At 38.7% G+C, this 22,357-nt stretch carries 21 protein-coding genes; 10 read left to right on the forward strand and 11 right to left on the reverse strand.

Going from position 1 to position 22,357, the window contains the following annotated elements; genetic code table 11:
- Positions 1-112: 112 nt before the first annotated feature.
- From EGT34_RS08000 to EGT34_RS08015, 4 genes are read left to right on the forward strand one after another with little or no spacing between them, the layout of a single operon-like run.
- A complete protein-coding gene (locus EGT34_RS08000; RefSeq protein WP_002027721.1) occupies positions 113-751 on the forward strand; it encodes a hypothetical protein in 639 nt (212 codons plus the stop codon).
- A 59-nt stretch (positions 752-810) separates the two neighbouring features.
- A complete protein-coding gene (locus tag EGT34_RS08005; RefSeq protein ID WP_001260821.1) occupies positions 811-1,929 on the forward strand; it encodes an efflux RND transporter periplasmic adaptor subunit in 1,119 nt (372 codons plus the stop codon).
- A gap of 15 nt (positions 1,930-1,944) precedes the next feature.
- Complete coding sequence (locus EGT34_RS08010; protein WP_024437249.1) at positions 1,945-5,043, forward strand: efflux RND transporter permease subunit; 3,099 nt, start codon at positions 1,945-1,947, stop codon at positions 5,041-5,043.
- 58 nt (positions 5,044-5,101) lie between these two features.
- Positions 5,102-6,817 carry a proline--tRNA ligase gene (locus EGT34_RS08015; protein ID WP_001202758.1) on the forward strand — a complete coding sequence of 572 codons (1,716 nt, stop codon included), beginning with the start codon at positions 5,102-5,104 and terminating at the stop codon, positions 6,815-6,817.
- A 53-nt stretch (positions 6,818-6,870) separates the two neighbouring features.
- On the opposite strand, the gene EGT34_RS08020 is transcribed toward EGT34_RS08015, so the two are convergent.
- From EGT34_RS08020 to EGT34_RS08035, 4 genes are all read right to left on the reverse strand, one after another.
- Complete coding sequence (locus EGT34_RS08020; protein ID WP_000929502.1) at positions 6,871-7,212, reverse strand: YegP family protein; 342 nt, start codon at positions 7,210-7,212, stop codon at positions 6,871-6,873.
- Positions 7,213-7,423: 211 nt separating this feature from the next.
- Positions 7,424-7,768 carry a zinc ribbon domain-containing protein YjdM gene (locus EGT34_RS08025; protein ID WP_000056785.1) on the reverse strand — a complete coding sequence of 115 codons (345 nt, stop codon included), beginning with the start codon at positions 7,766-7,768 and terminating at the stop codon, positions 7,424-7,426.
- Between the two features lie 91 nt (positions 7,769-7,859).
- The gene (locus tag EGT34_RS08030) at positions 7,860-8,216 is read right to left on the reverse strand and encodes a DUF488 domain-containing protein (RefSeq protein ID WP_000354385.1); all 357 of its coding nucleotides are present in this window, start codon (positions 8,214-8,216) and stop codon (positions 7,860-7,862) included.
- Between the two features lie 141 nt (positions 8,217-8,357).
- Positions 8,358-8,807 (reverse strand): SRPBCC family protein, encoded by a 450-nt coding sequence (locus EGT34_RS08035; RefSeq protein ID WP_000190594.1) that lies wholly within the window; start codon positions 8,805-8,807, stop codon positions 8,358-8,360.
- 216 nt (positions 8,808-9,023) lie between these two features.
- On the opposite strand from EGT34_RS08035, the gene EGT34_RS08040 reads away from it, so the two are divergent.
- From EGT34_RS08040 to EGT34_RS08050, 3 genes are all read left to right on the forward strand, one after another.
- Positions 9,024-9,746 (forward strand): YgfZ/GcvT domain-containing protein, encoded by a 723-nt coding sequence (locus tag EGT34_RS08040; protein ID WP_000054208.1) that lies wholly within the window; start codon positions 9,024-9,026, stop codon positions 9,744-9,746.
- Positions 9,747-9,891: 145 nt separating this feature from the next.
- Entirely contained in the window at positions 9,892-10,602 is a 711-nt protein-coding gene (locus tag EGT34_RS08045) for a DsbC family protein (protein ID WP_024437250.1), read from the forward strand.
- 182 nt (positions 10,603-10,784) lie between these two features.
- The gene (locus EGT34_RS08050; protein WP_000825959.1) at positions 10,785-11,609 is read left to right on the forward strand and encodes a tetratricopeptide repeat protein; all 825 of its coding nucleotides are present in this window, start codon (positions 10,785-10,787) and stop codon (positions 11,607-11,609) included.
- Between the two features lie 34 nt (positions 11,610-11,643).
- Here EGT34_RS08050 and EGT34_RS08055 read toward each other — a convergent pair whose 3' ends face one another.
- The 4 genes from EGT34_RS08055 to EGT34_RS08070 form a co-directional block, all read right to left on the reverse strand.
- The gene (locus EGT34_RS08055) at positions 11,644-12,567 is read right to left on the reverse strand and encodes an AEC family transporter (protein ID WP_000231853.1); all 924 of its coding nucleotides are present in this window, start codon (positions 12,565-12,567) and stop codon (positions 11,644-11,646) included.
- A gap of 65 nt (positions 12,568-12,632) precedes the next feature.
- Complete coding sequence (locus EGT34_RS08060; RefSeq protein WP_001096154.1) at positions 12,633-13,742, reverse strand: NADH:flavin oxidoreductase/NADH oxidase; 1,110 nt, start codon at positions 13,740-13,742, stop codon at positions 12,633-12,635.
- A 9-nt stretch (positions 13,743-13,751) separates the two neighbouring features.
- Positions 13,752-15,881, reverse strand: a complete 2,130-nt coding sequence (locus EGT34_RS08065) for a TonB-dependent receptor family protein (protein ID WP_000055224.1) — start codon at positions 15,879-15,881, stop codon at positions 13,752-13,754.
- Positions 15,882-16,013: 132 nt separating this feature from the next.
- Complete coding sequence (locus EGT34_RS08070; RefSeq protein WP_001280163.1) at positions 16,014-16,580, reverse strand: DNA-3-methyladenine glycosylase; 567 nt, start codon at positions 16,578-16,580, stop codon at positions 16,014-16,016.
- A 75-nt stretch (positions 16,581-16,655) separates the two neighbouring features.
- Here EGT34_RS08070 and mutM point away from each other — a divergent pair, with 75 nt between their 5' ends.
- A complete protein-coding gene (mutM, locus tag EGT34_RS08075; RefSeq protein ID WP_001114564.1) occupies positions 16,656-17,480 on the forward strand; it encodes a bifunctional DNA-formamidopyrimidine glycosylase/DNA-(apurinic or apyrimidinic site) lyase in 825 nt (274 codons plus the stop codon).
- Between the two features lie 19 nt (positions 17,481-17,499).
- Positions 17,500-17,790 (forward strand): peptidylprolyl isomerase, encoded by a 291-nt coding sequence (locus tag EGT34_RS08080; protein ID WP_001192454.1) that lies wholly within the window; start codon positions 17,500-17,502, stop codon positions 17,788-17,790.
- Positions 17,791-17,800: 10 nt separating this feature from the next.
- Here EGT34_RS08080 and EGT34_RS08085 read toward each other — a convergent pair whose 3' ends face one another.
- From EGT34_RS08085 to typA, 3 genes are all read right to left on the reverse strand, one after another.
- Positions 17,801-18,154 (reverse strand): gamma-glutamylcyclotransferase family protein, encoded by a 354-nt coding sequence (locus EGT34_RS08085; RefSeq protein ID WP_001984816.1) that lies wholly within the window; start codon positions 18,152-18,154, stop codon positions 17,801-17,803.
- Positions 18,155-18,295: 141 nt separating this feature from the next.
- Entirely contained in the window at positions 18,296-18,727 is a 432-nt protein-coding gene (mscL, locus tag EGT34_RS08090; protein WP_000022555.1) for a large conductance mechanosensitive channel protein MscL, read from the reverse strand.
- Between the two features lie 255 nt (positions 18,728-18,982).
- Positions 18,983-20,818, reverse strand: coding sequence for a translational GTPase TypA (typA, locus tag EGT34_RS08095; RefSeq protein ID WP_001280092.1), 1,836 nt, complete (start codon positions 20,816-20,818; stop codon positions 18,983-18,985).
- A gap of 178 nt (positions 20,819-20,996) precedes the next feature.
- On the opposite strand from typA, the gene EGT34_RS08100 reads away from it, so the two are divergent.
- A complete protein-coding gene (locus EGT34_RS08100; RefSeq protein ID WP_000070856.1) occupies positions 20,997-22,355 on the forward strand; it encodes a uracil-xanthine permease family protein in 1,359 nt (452 codons plus the stop codon).
- Positions 22,356-22,357: the final 2 nt, after the last annotated feature.

The raw sequence follows: 22,357 nt of genomic DNA on the forward strand, positions 1-22,357 counted from the left end.
ATTATCATTTTTTTTATAATGTCGATATTTTTATTCAGTTAAATAATAACTAATATATTTAAGATTAATTATTTAAAAATAAGTGACTTACCTTTCTTTTTTGGGGAATTTTATGAATAAGCGGATGAAATATGCCTTTTATAGGAACTGCTTGTCTGTATCTATAGGCATTGCCTCTTGCGGAGCACTGTTTTTCTCTTCCCCAACGTTGGCTGCCAATGCAGCTCCTAAAGCTGTCTGGTATCGTTATTATGATCAGCATGGTATTGCGAATATTAGTACATCCGTAACGCCGGCTCATATTCGCTATGGATATGAAGCACTCGATCAGAATATGCAGGTCATTAAAAGAAATCATCCTTATAATTCTGAAGCCGATTTAAATCAGTCCTCACAGCGTGCATTATCAGCTCGATATAGAGAAGAAGATAACAAATTAAAAAGAGCATATAGCAATAGTAAAACTGCGACGATTAAAAGAGACCAAGCATTATTGGCAATTAAAAAACAAATAAATTATCAGCAGGACCAACTGAGTCAATTACAACAAGACAAAATTTTATTTAAACGGCAAGAAATGGAATATTTTCGTAAGGGTGAACAAGTTCCCGAAAGACATAAAACCTTGATTGAAAACAATCTTATGAATATTAATAAGGTTAAACAAACACTTGAAATACTTTCGAAAACCTATAATCGCACCAATAAAGATTATGAAAATATTATCGAACGTTTAAAAAAGCTTGAATAAGGTTACAGCTTTATCAAGAATAGGGGCAAAATAAAATTTGAATTACAGGATGATGCTGTATGCGCACAACGCATCTTACCCCTTCTACTTTTTTTAAATTAAGCTTGATCAGTCTGAGTTTAATCTTAGCTGCATGTAACCAGCAAGAAGTACCAAAAACAACAGCATCTGAACCTAAAAAAATTGAACTCATTCCTCAAGATTTAATTCCTGTAAAAGAAGGCTCACTCGCCGCTCAAACCGCTTTTACAGGAACTATTCGTGCAGTACAACAAAGTTCTATTCAAGCCCAAGTTAGTGCAACAGCGACTGCCGTTACAGCCAATGTAGGTCAAAAGGTACAAAAAGGCCAAGTTTTAGTTAGATTAAATAATCAAGACAACGCTGCACGCTTAGCTCAGGCACAGGCTAATCTTGCTTCTGCTCAGGCACAAGCAGAACTTGCACGTAATTTGATGAATCGAAAACAAAGATTACTCAATCAAGGCTTTATTGCCCGTGTAGAGTTTGAGCAAAGTCAGGTGGATTATAAAGGTCAACTTGAAAGTGTTAGAGCTCAACAAGCCAATGTGGATATTGCTAAAAAAGCTGATCGAGACGGTATTATTACCAGCCCCATTTCAGGTGTTATTACAAAACGACAAGTTGAACCGGGACAAACCGTTTCGGTTGGACAAACATTATTTGAAATCGTTAATCCGGATCAATTAGAAATACAAGCGAAACTACCTATTGAACAACAATCTGCCTTAAAAGTAGGTAGCTCTATCCAGTATCAGATTCAGGGTAACTCGAAACAATTACATGCCATACTGACTCGTATCTCACCTGTAGCAGATCAAGATAGCCGACAAATTGAATTCTTTGCGAGCCCTAAAGAAGCGATTGATTCATTAAGTATTGGTGCGTTCATTAACGGTATTATTTTGCATAATGATAGCAATCAGGGACAAACCATTCCTTTAGATAGTATTCAAAATCTGCAACATGATCCTTTTGTATGGGTAATACGCAATCAAACGATTCAGAAAGTCAAAATTCGAGTGGTTGAACAACGATACAACGAAAATATCGCTTTAGTTCAGGGTTTACAAAGTACAGATCAGGTAAGTCGTATCCAGTTTGAAGATTCTGATATCAATAAAAAAGTGACGCTTACAACCGAAAAAAATAAATAAGGTAGCAAATAGCTTATGTGGTTTACCCGAATTAGTGTGAAGTACCCCGTTTTTACCATCATGATGATGCTCAGTCTAATGGTACTCGGGTTAGCATCTTGGAAACGTATGACCGTGGAAGAGTTTCCAAATATTGATTTCCCATTCGTAGTCGTCACTACGCAATATGCGGGTGCTTCACCTGAAGCAGTTGAATCGGACATTACCAAAAAACTCGAAGATCAAATCAATACCATTTCGGGTATTAAACAAATTACTTCACGCTCAAGTGAAGGGCTTTCGATGGTGATTGCAGAGTTTAATCTTGATACGTCTTCGGCTATTGCAGCACAGGATGTTCGCGACAAAATTGCTCCAGTTATTGCCCAATTCCGCGATGAAATTGATACACCGATTGTACAACGCTACGATCCATCATCTAGCCCAATTATGTCAGTCGTGTTTGAATCGAACAGCATGAGCTTGGCTCAATTAAGCTCCTATGTAGACAAAAAAATTGTACCTCAGCTTAAAACTGTTTCTGGTGTGGGTAATGTCAATTTACTAGGTGATGCTAAACGTCAAATTCGGATTAAGGTTCATCCTGAACAATTACAAAGTTATGGTATTGGTATTGATCAGGTCATTAACACCCTAAAAAATGAAAATATAGAAGTACCTGCAGGAACCTTACAACAAAAGAATTCTGAACTAGTTGTTCAGATTCAATCAAAAGTCATCCATCCTCTTGGATTTGGTGATTTAGTTATTGCTAATAAAAATGGTTCCCCTATTTTTCTAAAACAAGTAGCAACCGTTGAAGATACTCAAGCAGAACTGCAATCAAGTGCTTTTTATAATGGAAGAACAGCGGTTTCTGTCGATATTTTAAAAAGTTCCGATGCTAATGTAATTCAGGTTGTTGACAAGACTTATCAGACCTTAGAGAAGCTAAAAGCTCAAATGCCTGCGGGTTTGAATTATAAAGTCGTCGCTGACAGCTCTAAAGGTATTCGTGCTTCAATTAAAGACGTTGTTCGTACCATTATTGAAGGAGCAGTCTTAGCAGTTTTAATCGTTTTACTCTTTTTAGGTTCTTTCCGCTCTACAGTTATTACCGGTTTAACCTTACCGATTACCCTACTTGGCACATTAACATTCATCTGGGCATTTGGGTTTAGCATTAACATGATGACACTGCTGGCCCTGTCACTGAGTATTGGTCTATTAATTGATGATGCGATTGTGGTTCGGGAAAACATTGTTAGACATACAGAGCTCGGCAAAGACCATGTCACCGCGGCTTTAGATGGTACTAAAGAAATTGGGTTAGCAGTACTTGCAACCACACTCACCATTGTGGCGGTATTTTTACCAGTTGCCTTTATGGGAGGCTTAATTGGGCGTTTCTTCTATCAATTTGGGGTAACTGTAAGTACGGCTGTTCTTATTTCCATGTTCATCAGCTTTACACTCGACCCAATGCTTTCCGCACACTGGAAAGATCCTGTAAAGAAAAAAGAAAGTCGACTGCAACGTTTCTTTAACTATATTTCTAATCTATTAGATGGCCTAACGCACATCTATGAAAAGCTTTTAAAGCTTGCCTTACGCTTTCGTTTCATCACGGTCATTATTGCAATTGTTTCATTGGTTGTGGCATTAGGCTTATCAAAAATGATCGGAACCGAATTTGTACCTACACCAGATAAAGGTGAAATTCGTATTCAGTTCGAAACCCCTGTTGATTCTTCTTTAGAATATACCCAAGCAAAATTACATCAGGTTGATCAGATTATTAGGCAATTCCCTGATGTCGTTTCTACTTATGGAGTGGTTAACAGTGAAGTCGACTCCGGTAAAAACCATGCAGGTTTAGGAATCACCTTAAAACCAAAACAAGAACGTAGCGCAGACCTGACAACACTCAACAATGAGTTCCGTGATCGTTTACAAAGTGTAGCTGGCATCCGAGTGACTTCAGTCGCTGCTGCTCAAGACTCAGTGTCTGGTGGTCAAAAGCCAATCATGATTTCTATTAAAGGATCTGATCTAAATGAACTACAAAAAATCTCGGATCGTTTCATGGCTGAAATGGAAAAAATTGATGGTGTGGTCGATTTAGAAAGCTCTTTAAAAGAACCTAAACCGACTTTAGGTGTACATATTAACCGTGTACTGGCCAGTGATTTAGGTTTATCTGTTTCTCAAATTGCGAATGCGATTCGACCACTCATTGCAGGTGACAATGTCACAACATGGGAAGATCGTGACGGCGAAACTTATGATGTGAATATCCGTTTAAATGAAAATAAACGTGTGCTTCCCCAAGATGTACAGAACCTATATCTCAACTCGAATAAAACCAATGCAAATGGGCAAAATATTTTAGTTCCATTAAGCGCCGTAGCCACAACCCAAGAAAAACTTGGAGCTTCGCAAATTAACCGACGTGACCTTGAACGTGAAGTTTTAATTGAAGCAAACACTTCAGGACGTCCAAGTGGGGATATCGGTCAAGATATCGATAAAATGCAAAAAGCATTCAAATTGCCAGCTGGTTATACCTTTGATACTCAAGGGGCAAATGCCGATATGGCTGAATCTGCGGGTTATGCGTTAACGGCAATTACCCTTTCGATTGTATTTATTTATATTGTGTTGGGTTCTCAGTTTAATAGTTTTATTCACCCTGCTGCGATTATGGCATCTTTACCATTGTCCCTGATTGGTGTCTTCCTGGCCTTATTCTTATTTAGGAGTACCCTAAATCTATTTTCAATTATTGGCATTATTATGCTGATGGGGCTGGTAACCAAAAACGCGATTTTGCTTATCGACTTTATTAAAAAAGCGATGGAAGATGGGATAAGTCGTTATGATGCTATTTTACAAGCAGGCAAAACCCGTTTACGCCCAATCTTGATGACAACAAGTGCGATGGTGATGGGTATGGTTCCATTAGCTCTAGGTCTAGGTGAAGGTGGTGAACAAAGTGCACCAATGGCTCATGCTGTAATTGGGGGTGTCATTACCTCTACCTTATTGACTCTTGTGGTTGTCCCCGTCATTTTCACTTATCTGGATGACTTGAAAAACTTTATGCTGCGTCAAACCCGACGATTCATGTCATAATGCAGCGACTATCGTATAATCCGCGTTTTTATAACGCTTAACTTTTAGGACTTTTTCCATGCGCGCAAGCCGCTTTTTATTTGCAACGTTGAGAGAAACCCCAAACGATGCTGAAGTGATTTCACATCAGCTCATGTTACGTGCGGGGATGATTCGTAAATTGGCATCTGGTTTATATACATGGCTGCCGATGGGAACACGTGTGCTTAAAAAAGTTGATGCCATTGTTCGTGAAGAAATGAACCGTTCAGGTGCTATGGAAGTGTTCATGCCCGTAACTCAACCCGCAAGCTTGTGGGAAGAATCAGGTCGTTATGAACAATATGGTCCTGAATTATTACGTTTCAAAGATCGTCACGACAATCCGTTTGTGCTTGGTCCTACACATGAAGAAGTGATTACCGATTTAGCACGTAACGAGCTAAAAAGTTATAAACAGCTTCCTGTAAATTTCTATCAAATTCAAACCAAATTCCGTGATGAGATCCGCCCACGTTTTGGTGTAATGCGTTCACGCGAGTTCATCATGAAAGATGCTTATTCTTTCCATGCAACTCAAGAATCATTACAAGAAACTTATGATGTGATGTATGACACCTATAGCCGTATTTTCACTCGTTTAGGTTTAGATTTCCGCCCAGTACAAGCAGATACAGGTTCAATTGGTGGTTCAGCTTCACATGAATTCCACGTATTAGCTGCAAGTGGTGAAGATGACATTGCATTTTCAACTGAATCTGATTATGCAGCAAACGTTGAAATGGCTGAAGCTGTTTTAGTGGGTGAGCGTGCAGCGCCTACACAAGAATTTAAATTGGTTGAAACACCAAATCAAAAAACAATTGCTGATGTTTGCCAGTTCTTAAATGCTGACCCTAAACAATCTGTAAAAGCCTTATTGGTTCAAGGCGTTGCTGATGAGAAAGGCAATGTACCTGTCGTTGCCCTATTCTTACGTGGTGACCACGAACTGAATGAAATTAAAGCCGAGAAGCATCCTTTAGTAGCCGCTCCTCTCGCGTTTGCCACAGAAGAACAACTTCAAGCATTTGGCTTAACTGCTGGCTTCACTGGTCCACAAGGTTTAGTTGAAAAAGGCATCACTGTAATTGTTGACCGTGCTGCATCTGTTCTTTCTGACTTCATTGCTGGTGCAAATGAGGCAGACAAACATGCTGTAGGCGTAAACTGGGAACGTGATGCACAGATTACTGAAATTTTCGATTTACGTAATGTGGTTGAAGGTGACCCATCTCCAGATGGTAAAGGTACACTACAAATTAAACGCGGTATTGAAGTGGGCCATATTTTCCAACTTGGTACTAAATACTCTGAAGCTTTAGGATGTAAAGTTCTCGGTGAAGATGGCAAACCATTTACAGTAACAATGGGCTGTTATGGTATTGGTGTGACACGCGTAGTTGCAGCTGCCATTGAACAAAACTACGATGACAAAGGAATTATTTGGCCACAAGCGATTGCTCCTTTTGAAATCGCAATTGTTCCAATGAATGCACACAAATCACCACGTACTCTTGAAGCAGCAGAAGCGCTTTATGCAGAACTTCAAGCCCAAGGCTTTGACGTATTACTTGATGACCGTAACGAACGTCCGGGCGTTAAATTCTCTGACCTTGAATTAATGGGTATTCCACATCGTATTGTGATTGGTGAAAAAGGTCTTGATGCTGGTACTTTTGAATATAAAGGTCGCCGTGATGCTGAAGCGAGCAATTTAACTAAAGAAGAACTTTTAGCTAAATTAGCGCGTTAATAAATACATAAATAAAAAAGCAGCTTTTAGAAGCTGCTTTTTTTAATTTAATTTTATGCCTGAACTGTTAAGTCTTTAATCGTTGTGGAAGATCCATTGTTTTTAACCGATTCAATGCCTTTATCTCGTGAAGCTTCACTGGCATAAAACTGGCTTGAACCAATAATTTGATGATTTGCAGCTTTTAAATTGAAGTAAGGTTTCCCATTTTTTGCAGTTAAACGATCATATCGCGCATCGTCACTACTATTTTTTTGAACTGACTCAATACCATTGACTGCTGATGCTTTCGCTTTATATAGCTCACTATTTAAAATAATTTCGCCATTACCAGCCTTAAGTACAAAGCGATATTGTCCATCATTCGCTTGTGTAATTTCGTACCATCCTGCCATATGAACCTCGTTTTTTTGTTGGTGTGGGTATGACTTTCGTTATTATTCTGGACGAAAGTTAATTCTTCTTAATGACAATATAAATGAGCTATTAAGCTTTGAATAGTCTACTTTTTATACATTATCGTAATAAAATTATAAGGATGTTGAAATGTAAAAAGGTAGAGATCACACCTGCGATCTCTACCAAAATGTAATTAAAATTAACAAATTAAGCTTTTTTTACAAATTCAGATTTTAACTTCATCTGACCAATACCATCAATTTTACAGTCAATATTGTGACCATCACTTGCATCTGGAACTAAACGAATACTTTTTACTTTTGTTCCGACTTTAACAACTGAAGAAGAACCTTTAATTTTTAAATCTTTAATTACAGTAACGCTATCGCCATCCGCCAAAACGTTTCCATTAGCGTCTTTAATCACTTCTTGCTCTTCAGTTACTAAAGCTTCCCCTTCTTTCCACTCATGTGAGCATTCTGGACAAATTAATAAATCGCCGTCTTGATATGTATATTCTGATTGGCATTTTGGACAGTTTGGCAAAGACATAAAAAAAATCTCAAAAAGTATATTATGCGAGATATGACTCATTTTTTAAAGTTTTAAATAAAAGACTTTTACCAAAAAAAAATTTATATATTTAACTTTTGCTCTTTTCTAATAAGTATTCTTTTAAAATAATCGCATGGTTATGTTCCACATCTTTAGCCGAATATAAAAGTGTGACTTTATGATGTGAAACGATTTCTAATAACTCTTTAACTGCAGGGTTGGTTTCTAGTTCTTTTAAATAACGTTGTTTGAACTCATCCCAATGTTCTGCAGACTCTGCATGAAACCACTTACGAAGTTCAGTTGAAGGAGCTATTTCTTTTAACCATACATCTAAATGAGCATTTTCTTTGCTAATCCCTCGACTCCATAGTCGATCAACTAAAATTCGCTTACCGTCATCACCGCTTACATCGTCATAAATTCTTTTAATTTGTATATCCATATCTTTATCTCACAAGAAGGCTTAACACATTGAGCTTCATATGATCATTCAATATTTTGTTCATTTTTGATAGTGTTTAAAAATAAAAAAATGAGTAGTTCTTCTACTCACTTTTTACTTAAGTCTCGATTAAAAAGACAATTATTGATCTGGAATATCGGCTTCTACTAACAACTTCAATAAAGATAAAGACTCTTGCCAGCCTAAATAGCATGCTTCCACAGGAATAACTTCAGGTATTCCTTCTTGGGTAATGTGTATTTCTGTGCCGACCAATACTGTTTTTAATGTAATGGTGACCTGCATCGTGCCAGGTAAATTTGCGTCGTCAAATTGGTCGTTATAACGAATTAATTCATTGGGAACGAGCTCAACATAAGTACCTCCAAATGAATGCGTTGACCCGGTTGAGAAATTGGTAAAGCTCATTTTGTATGAGCCCCCTACTTTTGCATCAAAACTATGAACCTTTGCGGTAAAACCGTGAGGTGCCATCCATTTAACTAAAGCATCTGGGTCAAGAAAAGCACGATAAACTCGTTCAGCTGGTGCCTTAAACACTCGATGTAATTTTACTGTACCTGTTGCCATTGTCTTCTCCTTATTTTAAGTCCATTTAAGTTATAAAAATTATGTTGAATAGCTTAAACCGTAGAATTTCATTTAACGTATATTTTTGGTGTTTTTTTGACCTAAACCTATTGTTTTATACAAAAGTAAATTACGAAAACTATGGCTGATTTTTTAGTAAAAATGGAGCAAAATAGTCAGCAATCATAAAGAAACATATTGAATTTGAGATTAATCATGAGTCTGCTCGCTTTCTCCTCATATGCATTAAACGGTGTAGATGCACAAAAGTTTTTACAAGGCCAAGTGACTGTAGATACTGAACGTTTAGCTGAAAATGAAACACGCTATACAGCCATTTGTGATCTTAAAGGCCGCATCCATTTTGGCTTGTGGCTAAAAAAGAATAATGCAGAAAGTTTTGACATTATTGTCACTCAAGATCAAGCTGAAGAATTCGCGAAGCACATTAAAAAATATGGTGCTTTTTCAAAAATGACCTTAAGTGAACAAGGTGCTGTATTCCCAAAAGTTGTGAATGGCCATACTGAGTTCAGCTCTACAGAAACTGATATTTCCGAATGGCAAAAACAAGCCATCATGACAGGTCAAGCATGGATTGCTCAAGCGACTGAACATGAGTTTCAGCCACAAGAATTACGTTTACATCAACGCGAAGGCGTCAATTACGATAAAGGCTGTTACTTAGGTCAAGAAATTGTGGCGCGCCTTTGGTTTAAAGCAAAACCAAAACACTGGTTGCATTTAGTTCAAGGTACAGGTGATGCACCTGCTCCAGCAACTCAACTGCACAATGACGTAGAAGTGGTTAATAGTACCCAAACTACTGACGGTTATATTGCCTTAGTTGTTGCGAAACCCGCCGCCCTTCAAGAATTAGGTCTTCAAGTTTTAGATTTACCAGAAGCTTTAAGTGGTGATGTTGCTAGACCACAATAATTATATTTAATAAATTAAAAGCCCGTGGATAAATCTGCGGGCTTTTCTATAGATACAAAATTCTAATGAATTCATTAAATTAGGGCATCAATTTTTTAAGTTTTCTATGCCATCATAATCCACGTTGTAATCTAAGAGAAAAAATATGAAAACTAAACTTGCTACACTCATGTTGAGTTTGGCTTTTTTCGGTTCTGCTCATGCTGATGTTAAAACACTTGAACAAAATCTGAAGACAAATTATCCAGACCTCCCTGTAAAAGGTGTCTATCAGTCACCTGTCGCTGGAATTTATGAAGTCTATACAAGTGGCCGTATTGTTTATACCAATCAAGATGCAAAATACTTTTTTGTAGGCAATTTAGTTGATATCAAACAACAAAAAAATATGACAGAAGAGCGAATTGCCGAATTGGGTAAAATTGATGTTAAAAGTCTCCCATTAAATCAGGCAATTAAATACGTCAAAGGTAAAGGAGAGCGTACTCTTTATATTTTCAGTGACCCTGATTGCCCTTACAGTCAGCGTCTAGAACAAAATATGGTTGGAGTGGATAACGTAACGGTATATATATTCTTATATCCACTGACCAGCTTACATCCAAATGCTGAAAAGGTTTCTAATCAAATCTGGTGCTCTAAAAACCCTTCAGAAGCTTGGACAAATTATATGCTTAACCGTAAATTGCCAGCGGCTAGCAAAAGCTGTACAAGTCCAATTCAGAAAAATATTGCTTTAGGCCAGAAATTAAATATAGATGGCACACCAACTCTGTTCTTACAAGATGGTCAAAGAATCTCTGGCGTACCAAGTGATGCAAAACAGATTGAAGCATTATTACAGTCAGTAAAATAATCCAATACGCCATTCTCTTAAGTAGAGTGGCATATTACTTTTCTCCACAGTTTGCTTTATAGACATCGTTTTATATACAAATCGGCTGTTTACTTTCGCCCATCAATATTTATGATGAGAAATTGAATTGAGCTAATACATCGATGGAATGATGTAGCTACAAAGTAAAAGGTTAAAAAGAAATGAAGAGATTACTTATCGCCAGTCTAATTGCCATTTCAAGTTCATCAATATTTGCAGCAGACACTACGACATCTGCAGCTAAAAACGATGTATTTAAACAGGCTGAGCAGCTATACGCAGCAAAAAATTATCCTGCTGCTTTTCAAGAAGTCCAACGTCTTGCACAAACAGGAAATGCTCAAGCTATCTATAACTTAGGCTATATGACACAAATGGGCCAAGGCACTGCCAAAGATAATGCCAAAGCTCTGAAATATTATGAAGATGCCTCAAATAAAGGTTATGCTCAAGCGAGTTACACGCTTGCACAAATTTATGAGACTGGTGAATTAGGTGTTGCCAAAGATAGCAATAAATTCAGTCAATATATTCAAAAGGCAGCAGCTCAAGGTTCTGATGATGCAACTGTCAAAATAGCGACTATTTTATTTGCACAGAAAAAACCTCAATCTCACCAAATTGCTTTACAAAAGCTAGCGCCTTTGATTAGAAAAGGAAACTACCCTGCTATTCAGGTCAAAGCGCTTTATGATATTAGCCAAGGGGTTGAAAATAAAAATCCTTTAATGAAACGCCAAGGCATTGAAGCTTTACAAACAATTGCCCAAAAGGGTTATGCACCTGCATCTATGGCTTTAGCAACCATGATGGCGAATGGCAATATCATTCCTCAGAACTTGCCTCAAGCAAAACAGATCTTTACTGAGCTTGCTAAGCAAAATGTTCCTAATGCTAGAGAATCTTTAGCTTCGGTCGAAAAAATTATTGCTGAGAAGAATAAACAAGCTGCCGCCGCTCCTACGCAGCCAGCTCCTAAAAAATAGTAAAGAGACAATAGCCCCACATGGGGCTTTTCTTTTACCACCACAAGGCAATAAGCCCACTCACACCCATAAAGCCAATAATGGTACTAATCATTAAGGGGGTTAATGCTCTTTCATTTAAACCGTAGGCTTGACCAAAAATACCAAAAGCGATCGGCATTGGCAGCGCAGCAAGTAAAGTGCCAGCATATAACATCTCTTGGCTCACGTTTGGCAGTAAAAGGAACAGCCCAAAAATCACAACAGGCATAAGGATGACATTAAATCCAGCCAACAATATACTTTGGAAATTCACGGCGGTAATACCAATACCAACCAAGCTGCCACCAATAGCAAATAATGCTAGAGGCGAAGCTGTTCTTCCTAAAAGTTCTAAGGCTTGTCCAAGTTTTGAAGGCAGATGAATATCTAGCAAAATGCAACTCATCCCAACTAAAATTGCAATAATTACAGGGTTTTTAAGTAAATTCATGAATGTTTTTTTCAGTAAAGGCAAAAGCTGTTGCTGTTGATGCAAACCCGCTTCTGCCAAAATGAGCATTAAAGCAACTATTAATAAATTTTCGATAATTAAGGTTAAAGATATATAGATTGCAGCATGACTCCCCATTAGCATGGTTAGAATCGCTGTACCCATAAAACCTGTATTTGACATAGAAGCGCCCATCGATATGACTGCACTATGTGTCAGGCTATTTTTAAAATACTTGCGGTAAAGGATAAAAGCCCCAAAAAACAAGATTAAAGAGCCGCCACCATAAGCAATAAAATAAGCAGGGTGCCAAATATCTTGTAAGTTCTTATTGGCTAAAGATTGGATTAAAAAAGCAGGTAAAGAAATTTTAATAACAAATGCGCTCAGAGCCTTAATTTGTTCAGGTGTTACCAGTTTAATGAGGACACTACAGTACCCCATCAATAATAAAATCAAAATTGGTAAAATTACCTGAAAAACCACAGACTACTTCCTCACTCATTTCAAAAGAAAAACGGGCAAATCTTAATTTGCCCGAATATTAAAAACTAAAAAGAATCAAAAAGCTGTTTTAAGCCATGTGGTTGGCAACGCAAATATTGAGGAGCAATTTTGACTTTTGCACCCAATGTAGCAGCAGCATGCCACGGCCAACGTGGGTCATATAACATTGCACGCGCAAGACCAATGGCATCAGCTTGCTGGTTTTCTAAAATTTGTTCAGCATGCTGTGGGTCAGTAATAAGCCCTACCGCAATCACAGGAATAGCTACATGTTTTTTAACCTGTTCCGCGAAAGGAACTTGGTAACCGGCTCCAATGGTAATATTTTGATGCTCATGTAAACCACCACTAGAGACATGAATATAGGCCGCACCTAACTGCTCTAAGGCTTTTGATAAACCAACCGTAGACTCAATATCCCACTGCTCATTGCCATCCATCCAGTCTGTTGCAGATAAACGTACCCCTACCGGATAACCTTCGGGAACAGCAAGTTTAATCGCCTGAAGTACCTCTAGCGTCATACGCATACGGTTTTCTAAAGAGCCACCATATTCATCAGTACGTTGATTGGCGATTGGCGATAAGAATTGGTGTAGCAAGTAACCATGAGCAGCATGTACCTCAATTAGCTCAAAGCCTGCTTCAACTGCACGTTTTGCCGCAGCTGCAAAGTCTTGTTGAATTTGTTTAATCTCGGCAATGGTTAAAGCATGTGGCGCTGCATCATGAACCGAAAAAGTACTTGTACTTGGAGCAACTGTTTGCCAACCATGTGGCTGATCTTTTGCAATTTGGCCTTTACCCAACCAAGGCTTTTCAGTAGATGCCTTACGTCCAGCATGAGCTAATTGAATTCCAAATGGCATAGGAGAAAGTGTTTTAACTTTTCCCAATAAAGTTTTGATCTGGTCACGTTGCTGATCATTCCAAAGGCCAAGATCTGCATAACTAATTCGACCTTCCGCCTGTACAGCTGTAGCTTCCACAATACATAGCCCAGCTCCAGACAACGCGTAATTTGCCCATTGCTGTTCATGCCAATAGGTAATTTCGCCTTCATCTGTTGCCGAATATTGGCACATTGGGGCAATTACAATTCTATTGACCAGTTGTAGTGAATCGAAATTAACCGTTTCAAATAATTTTGCCATTTTTAATTCCTAGAATTGTTTAATTACACGTAAACCTGCACTCCAGTTACGTCCATCAGCAGGTTCGAAATAGCGGCTATTACCGTCATTTACAATCACTGAACCTGCATATTTTTTATCAAAGAGGTTATCTACACGAGCAAAGCTATTGACTTTCCAATCGCCAATTACCCATGCATAACCAACATTTGCTGAAGTTACACTGTAGCTCGGTGCTGCGTCACTGTTGGTATCATTCACGTATACTTTGTCCATATACTGTACATCTACACCACCATATAGACCGTGCGATGGCTGCCATGCCAAAGAGGCATAAGCTTGGTTTTTGGCAATACCCGGTATGGCATTTCCTGAGGAAATCTGAGCAATATTTCCTAATGCTGGAATGTCAGCATCAAAGGTTGCATCTAAATACGAGTAGCTTGCGGTAGCTGTTAAGTCTCGCCATAACTTTTTATTCCATGCAAATTCTACGCCTTCACGTAAGGTTTTATCTGCATTACGGAACGTTGATCGGCCATTTGAGTTACCGGCCGAAACAATGTCATCTTTGGTTTTAGTCTGGAAAACTGCCAAAGTAAAATCACCTAGTTGGTTTTGTGACTTTAAACCTGTTTCATAGGTATCACTTGTTGAAGCTGTTAAATCAAAATTAAAACCACTTTGACCATCAGGTCGATATGCCATTTCAGTAAAAGTTGGTGTTTCAAAACCTTTGGCATAACTTACATAGGCCATGAGTTCAGGTAAAATTTGCCAACTTAAAGCGACCGACGGTAAAACTTTATCGTAATCCGTCTTACCACTATCATCACCATTACTTAAATAGTTATCTTTAGATTTGTAGTGGACATTGCTATAGCGAACACCCGTGTCTAAACGCCATGTAGATAAGAACTGCCATGAAGCTTGTAAATATGGATCGATATTCCATAAAGTATTGTCTTCATCACGACGTAAATTACCTTTGACACCATAAGAAGGTTGACCATTTACTAAATTAAAGTTTTCAAAACCTTTACGATCTTCATCTATTGCATCAAGTGCAACACCGACACTTAGCGTGGTATTTGGAAGTAACTCTTTACCCGTCCAACGGAAATCAGCGCCATAATAATTACGTTCAAAATCAATGACTCCACCGGCATGGTTTATGCTCGCCTCTTGGGTGGACTTAGGAATAGATTGATATTGTGTGACTTGACGATTGCCTAAATATGCCATGGCATAGAGTTCATTTTTGTCATTAATCGGCTTAGACCATGTCACGCCCGTTTGGGTTTGTTCAATATCTTTACGAACATTAAATTGCTTTAAAAATGGAACTTGTTGCTTTGGATTTGCATTCCACTGATCATGCGTTAGACCCTGCGGATCATCGGCGTGGATTTTTACATAGTTGGTTACCCAGTTGATTTTACTACCATCATCAAGATTCCAGCTGAGCTTTGCATTATTTAACACTTTTTCTGCACCGCTATGTTCGCGGTAACCGTCGGTATCAAAGTATGATGAGCTAATAATATAACTTGGTTCATTCGCCCCTTTTGCCCCACCTTGTAGCACAAGTCCTGCTCGGCTTTTATCATGGCTACCACCCGAATAACTCAGCTCAATTGAGTCTTTCCCTTGCCCTTCTTTAGTAGAAGTTAAAATAGTCCCGCCTGATGAATTTCCATAAAGTGAAGAAAAAGGCCCTGTTAGAACTTCAACATGATCTAAACTGCTTAAGTCGATATTAGATGTTTGGCCCTGCCCATCTGGCATTGTTGCAGGGATACCATCCACATAAAGACGAATACCACGGACACCAAACGTAGAACGTGCACCAAAACCACGCATAGATAGCTGTAGATCTTGCGCATAATTTTCACGGTTACGAATCTGTAAACTCGGTATGCCCTTCACAACTTCAGTTAAATTTACTTGTGAAGAACTATCCACTTGAGGTGCCTCGATTCGGAAAACCGAAGCTGGTGTTTGTAAATAACCGGTGTCAGTACGTGTCGCTTCCACATGTAAAGTTGGCAATTTGGCAACGTCTGAATTTAAGTCTTCGGCCCAAACAAGTGGGCTAGAAATACAGCCCATACTCATCAAAATACAGTAATGAAGTCGGTCTAAGCGTAATAAGGACATGCTTATTTCCTTTATTTATATTGTAGTTATGATAACAAAAAGCAGTGTCTTGTCTGGATATAGAATTTGGTCTACATTGTTGTAAATCTGGAACGCTCTTTTTGCCATATAAATTTGTTTGCCAGATGAGAATTATCGACTTAATGATGGATGATCTTTCCAGCAATACCGTTCAGGCCAGTCTTTTGCCTCCTCGGCATAATCAATTCCAATACGTGGCGTTAAAACCACTTCTGGCTGTGTAGTGGCTGCTTCAATCCATAGTCCAGATTCTTCACCCAAAGTCTGGCCTTTTAAAGTCCGATCAATGCCTAAATAACGCGTCAGTTTGCCGGGTCCAGCCAAAAGCTTATATTCTTTTTTAGTTGAAGCACTATTTAAAAATGCTGATCGAATCATCACTCCTTCAGGTACACCTTCTGTTTGAGTAATAATGTTGAGCATTTCATACATGCCATAAATTAAATAGACATAAATGGTACCACCATGGCGATACATCACCTCTGTTCGTGCGGTACGTTTGTCATTGTAGCTATGGCAGGCTTTATCGCGAACGCCCAAATAAGCTTCTGTTTCACTAATTGTACAGCGGATAACTTGTCCATCAGGCTGTCGCTTACATAATACGCAGCCGATTAAATCATATGCTACTTCCGAAGTTTCTCGTTGAAACCAGCTTAATGGTAAAATATCTGACATAGTATTCTCTGAAATATTACATACCACACGTTATACTTGATTAATCCAGTATATCTGTTAATTCTGCGAGTTGGCATGCCTGAGTTACCCGAAGTCGAAACCACCAAAACCAGTTTATTTCCCTTATTGAATCAAAAAGTTCTAAGTGTTGAAGTACGCAATCCTAGCTTACGCTGGCCTATACCAGATAATGTTCAGAAACTTGTTGGGCAACGTCTCATTGGGTTAAATCGACGTTCAAAATATATTTTGGCAGAGTTTGAACAAGATCAAATGCTCTGGCATTTAGGAATGTCAGGTAGTTTTCGCCTGTGTCAACCAAACGATGAATTGAGAAAACACGATCATCTCATTATTCAATTTGAAGATCAGCAGTTACGTTACCATGACCCACGTCGTTTTGGCTGTATTCTTTGGCTTAACCCTGAAACTCAAGGAAAACTCATTGACACTTTAGGGCCAGAGCCTTTAAGTACTGACTTTCATGCAGAATATTTAGCTTCTAAACTTAAAAACAAAGCTGTCGGCATAAAAATTGCACTCATGGATAATCATGTAGTGGTTGGTGTTGGCAATATCTATGCAACTGAAAGCTTGTTTAATGTTGGCATTCATCCAGCACAGCCCGCTGGTGATTTAACCATGCAACAGATTGAGAAACTGGTTGTTGAGATTAAGCGAATTTTAAAGTCAGCAATTGATTTAGGCGGCTCGACTTTACGAGACTACAGCAATGCCATGGGTGAAAATGGTTATTTTCAACAGACTTTACTCGCTTATGGTCGTGCCGGTGAAATGTGTGTTAACTGTGAAACCACATTAGAAAACTTAAAACTCGGTCAGCGTGCCAGCGTATTTTGCCCACAGTGCCAACCACTTAAAAAGCTGAGAAAGCCTTAATTTTTTGGAGGAAGACAACATGCAAACAGCAATTGTCCGACATATTTTAGTCAAAGATAAAGACTTAGCCGAACAGCTGAAAAAGAAGCTACAAAGTGGTGCTGACTTTGCCAAACTTGCCAAGCAATACTCCACCTGTAATTCGGCAAAACGTGGTGGTGAACTTGGTGAAGTCAAAAAAGGGCAATTGGTGCCTGTCATTGACAAAGTAGTTTTTACGGCTGCTGAACGTGTATTACAAGGTCCAATCAAAAGCCAGTTTGGCTATCATCTCTTAGAAGTTAAATTCAGAATGACTGGCTTACGTTGATTTCAGCATTTTACTTGTAATTGTGGGGAGCTTTAGCCTGCATATTGATTTGATATGTCCAGGCTTTAACATACTCACCCGATTCTAATTTTATATCTGCTGTCACGCGTTGGTATTGAAAGCCTTCAAAATCATCTAACATTTGCCAGTTTTCTGCTAACTTTTCTGTGCTAAACAAATAGCCTTCTACCCAATCTGCTTCTGGATCTAATTCTAAGGCCTTTAAGCCTTTGTCTGGTCCCCAATCTAAAATATGAATCACTCCTCGTACACTCGCTTTTGTCCAGTTACCACCAATCTGCTCTAAAATATGAGCATTTGCTTTATTAGGGCATAAAGTTCCATATACAAAAAGCTGATTCATTAATTTATGTCCTTGTTCTATCTGCTTAGCTAAACTTAACTGTGATTTAGCAAGTTTATCAATATCTCTAGTCCAGTATAAAATGCTATGTAATAAAAAACGGTACACTAGGTACCGTTTTTTATACTTAAATACTTTTTATTAAGCTTGTTTTTTCAACTCATCACGAATTTCACGTAATAATTGGATGTCTTCTGGAGTTGCAGCTGGAGCTTCTGGCTCATTCTTATCACGGCGAAGTTTGTTTAATAATTTCACCATTAAGAACACAACCCAAGCCAAAATCAGGAAGTTAATTAAAATGGTCAGGAAGTTACCATAAGTTAATACATTGATACCTGCTTTTTGTAAGGCATCTAGAGATTGTAAGTTATTAGGGTTTGCACCTAACACGATAAATTTCTGCGAGAAATCAACACCACCACCAGTAATTACAGTGATAAGTGGCATGATGATATCTTTTACTAACGAGTCTACGATTTTGCCAAAAGCACCACCAATAATTACACCAATGGCTAAATCCATCATATTGCCTTTAATGGCAAATTCTTTAAATTCTTGAATAATACTCATCTAAACATCTCCAGATGTAGGGGGGAGGAACACATCATATTTTTCTTTTTTCACTGGCCTCTTATCCGTCTAGATAGTACTCGCCATGATATTGATAATTTAATATTTTTTTCCAAAAAAGAAAGCTATTTCACACTTTAACAACATATTTGCTTACAAGAAAAATATGACTTTAAGTTTACTTTCAGCTTTACCAGTAAGCAATAAAAAACCGCTAAACGAATTTAGCGGTTTTTCTTTTTCATTTAAGAAAAATTATTTATCACGGTTACGTTTACGTTCATTTTCAGTCAAGTAACGCTTACGGATACGAATTGATTTTGGAGTAACTTCTACTAACTCGTCATCTTCAATAAATTCAAGAGCTTGTTCAAGCGTGAATTCAATTGCAGGTGTTAAAGTTAAAGCATCATCAGTACCAGACGCACGAACGTTAGTTAACTGTTTCGCTTTAGTTGGGTTTACAACCATATCGTCTGAACGAGAGTTAATACCTACGATCATACCTTCGTAAACTTCTAACTGTGGCTTAGCGAATAAACGACCGCGGTCTTGTAAGCTGAATAATGCATAGCCCAAGCATGTACCTTGAACCATAGAAATCAACACACCGTTTTGACGCTTCGCAACAGTACCTTGTTTAAGAGGACCATAGTGAGAGAAGCTTGAAGTCATAATACCAGTACCAGAGGTCATGGTTAAGAATTCAGAACGGAAACCAATTAAACCACGTGAAGGAACAGTTGCTTCAATACGGATACGACCCTTACCGTCAACTTCCATATTGGTCATTTCGCCTTTACGGTGACCCATTTGTTCCATTACAGCGCCTTGGTGCTGCTCTTCAACGTCAAACGTTACGTTTTCGTAAGGTTCTTGTTTTTCACCATCAATTTCTTTAATGATTACTTGCGGACGTGATACACCTAATTCGAAGCCTTCACGACGCATGTTTTCAATTAAAACTGAAAGGTGAAGTTCACCACGACCAGATACTTTGAAACGGTCTGGACTGTCAGTATCTTCAACACGTAAAGCTACGTTGTGAATTAATTCGCGATCAAGACGCTCACGAATATTACGTGAAGTTACGAATTTACCTTCTTTACCAGCAAACGGAGAGTTGTTTACTTGGAAAGTCATAGACACTGTAGGTTCATCTACAGATAAAGGTGGTAATGCTTCAACATTTTTCGGATCACAAATCGTGTCAGAAATGTTAAGTGCATCAATACCAGTAATACATACGATATCGCCCGCAGATGCAGAATCAACATCAATACGCTCTAAACCATGGTAACCCATGATTTTTAAGATACGACCGTTACGTGTATTGCCTTCTTTGTCAATTACAGTAACAGGAGTATTTAGTTTTACAGAACCACGTTGAATACGACCAACACCGATAACACCTACGAAGCTGTTATAGTCAAGTGATGAAATCTGCATTTGGAATGGACCATCAACATCAACAGCTGGTGGCTCAACGATGTCTACAATCGTTTCGAACAACGGAGTCATGTCTTCTGCAAGCTCTTCAGGAGCAGGACCCGCTACACCACGTAAACCTGATGCATAAACGATTGGGAAATCAAGTTGCTCATCAGTTGCGCCAAGGTTATCAAACAAATCAAATACTTGATCGATTACCCAGTCTGGACGAGCACTTGGCTTGTCAACTTTGTTGATAATCACGATTGGTTTTAAACCACGGGCAAAGGCTTTTTGAGTCACAAAGCGAGTTTGTGGCATTGGGCCTTCTTGTGAGTCAACAAGAAGTAGTACGCAGTCAACCATCGACATTACACGTTCTACCTCACCACCGAAGTCGGCGTGTCCTGGGGTATCCACGATGTTGATACGATAAGTTGTATCTGTACGTTTGTCTAACCAAGTAATAGCGGTATTTTTCGCTAAGATGGTAATACCACGTTCACTTTCAAGCGCATTCGAGTCCATGACACGCTCAATCTCGCCTGCTCGGTCACCGAGAGCACCTGATTGCTGAAGTAGTTTATCGACAAGTGTGGTTTTCCCGTGGTCGACGTGCGCAATAATTGCGATATTACGGAGATTTTTGATATCTGACATGAAAATTCGAAACGCCTAAAATTTGAGGGCAAATTATACAGAAAAACACTACTCTTGAGTAGTGACAGTTTATTGACATTGACAAAAAAATTTTCCAATAGTCTGTATTTCGTTTTGTAAAGATAGGTATCTCGATTAGAATAGCGCCAATTTGCGAAATTGCGGCGTATTTACTCCCATGTCCAATCAACCATCACAAGACCGTCTTGACCTCGTTTATGGGCTAGATGACCGACCAAAACCGTTCGTGGCTTTTTTGGCAGCCTTTCAACATTTGCTTGCAATTATTGTCCCGATTGTTACCCCCGGGCTTCTAATTTGCTTAGCATTAGGCGTTCCACGAAATGAAACCAATATGATTTTATCAATGTCTTTGGTCATTTCAGGAATCGCGACTTTCTTACAATGTAAAAAAGTTGGTCCGTTTGGTGCAGGCTTACTTATTGTTCAAGGTACAAGTTTTAACTTTATTGGCCCGATTATCGGTATTGGCAGTGCAATGGTTGCTGCAGGTACACCAGTCAATCAAGTTATGGCTGCTATTTTTGGTGTTGTGATTGCAGGTTCATTTATTGAAATGGGCGTATCACAAATTCTCCCATGGGTAAAAAAGCTAATTACTCCCCTTGTGACAGGTATTGTGGTACTCCTGATTGGTCTAACGCTCATTAAAGAAGGTTTGATTAGTATGGGCGGTGGTTATCAAGCCATGCAGGACCATACTTTTGCCAGTGCTGATAACCTTATAATGTCGTGTACGGTTCTTGCTATTATTATTGTCCTAAACCGTATTCGTATTGTCTGGATTAAAAGTTCAGCTATTTTAATTGCTTTAGTGATTGGCTACATTCTTGCCGGCTTTATGGGGTATCTAGACTTCTCTGGTCTAAAAGATGCACCCGTGATTCAAATTCCGACACCAATGCATTTTGGCTTAAGCTTCTCATGGGGCTTATTTATTCCAATGGCATTTATTTATTTGGTTACTTCTTTAGAAGCAATTGGTGACGTGACGGCAACCAGTAAACTATCAAACCAACCTGTAGATGGTCCTCAGTGGATGCAACGTATTAAGGGTGGTGTGTTAGTAAATGGTGCAAATTCATTACTTGCTGGCCTATTCAATACTTTCCCAAGCTCTGTGTTTGCCCAAAATAATGGTGTTATCCAATTAACTGGTGTAGCAAGTCGTTATGTAGGAATCTGGATTGCTGCTTTACTCATTTTATTAGGTCTATTCCCTGCTGTAGCTGGTGTAATACAAGCTGTTCCACAAGCCGTATTAGGTGGAGCAGTTATGGTAATGTTCGGCGCTGTTGCTGCCTCAGGTATTAATATTCTTTCATCAATTCATTTAGACCGCCGTGCTCTTTTAATTATTGCGATTTCACTTGCATTAGGCTTGGGTGTTGCTCAAGTGCCACAAATTTTGGAGCATCTGCCAGAATTATTTAAAAATATTTTTAGTTCCGGCGTAGCAACAGGCGGTATTGCAGCATTAATTTTAAATGTTGTACTCCCAGAAACACATAAATAACC

Source organism: Acinetobacter sp. FDAARGOS_558 (genome assembly GCF_003937785.1).
GTDB classification, from domain to species: domain Bacteria; phylum Pseudomonadota; class Gammaproteobacteria; order Pseudomonadales; family Moraxellaceae; genus Acinetobacter; species Acinetobacter baumannii.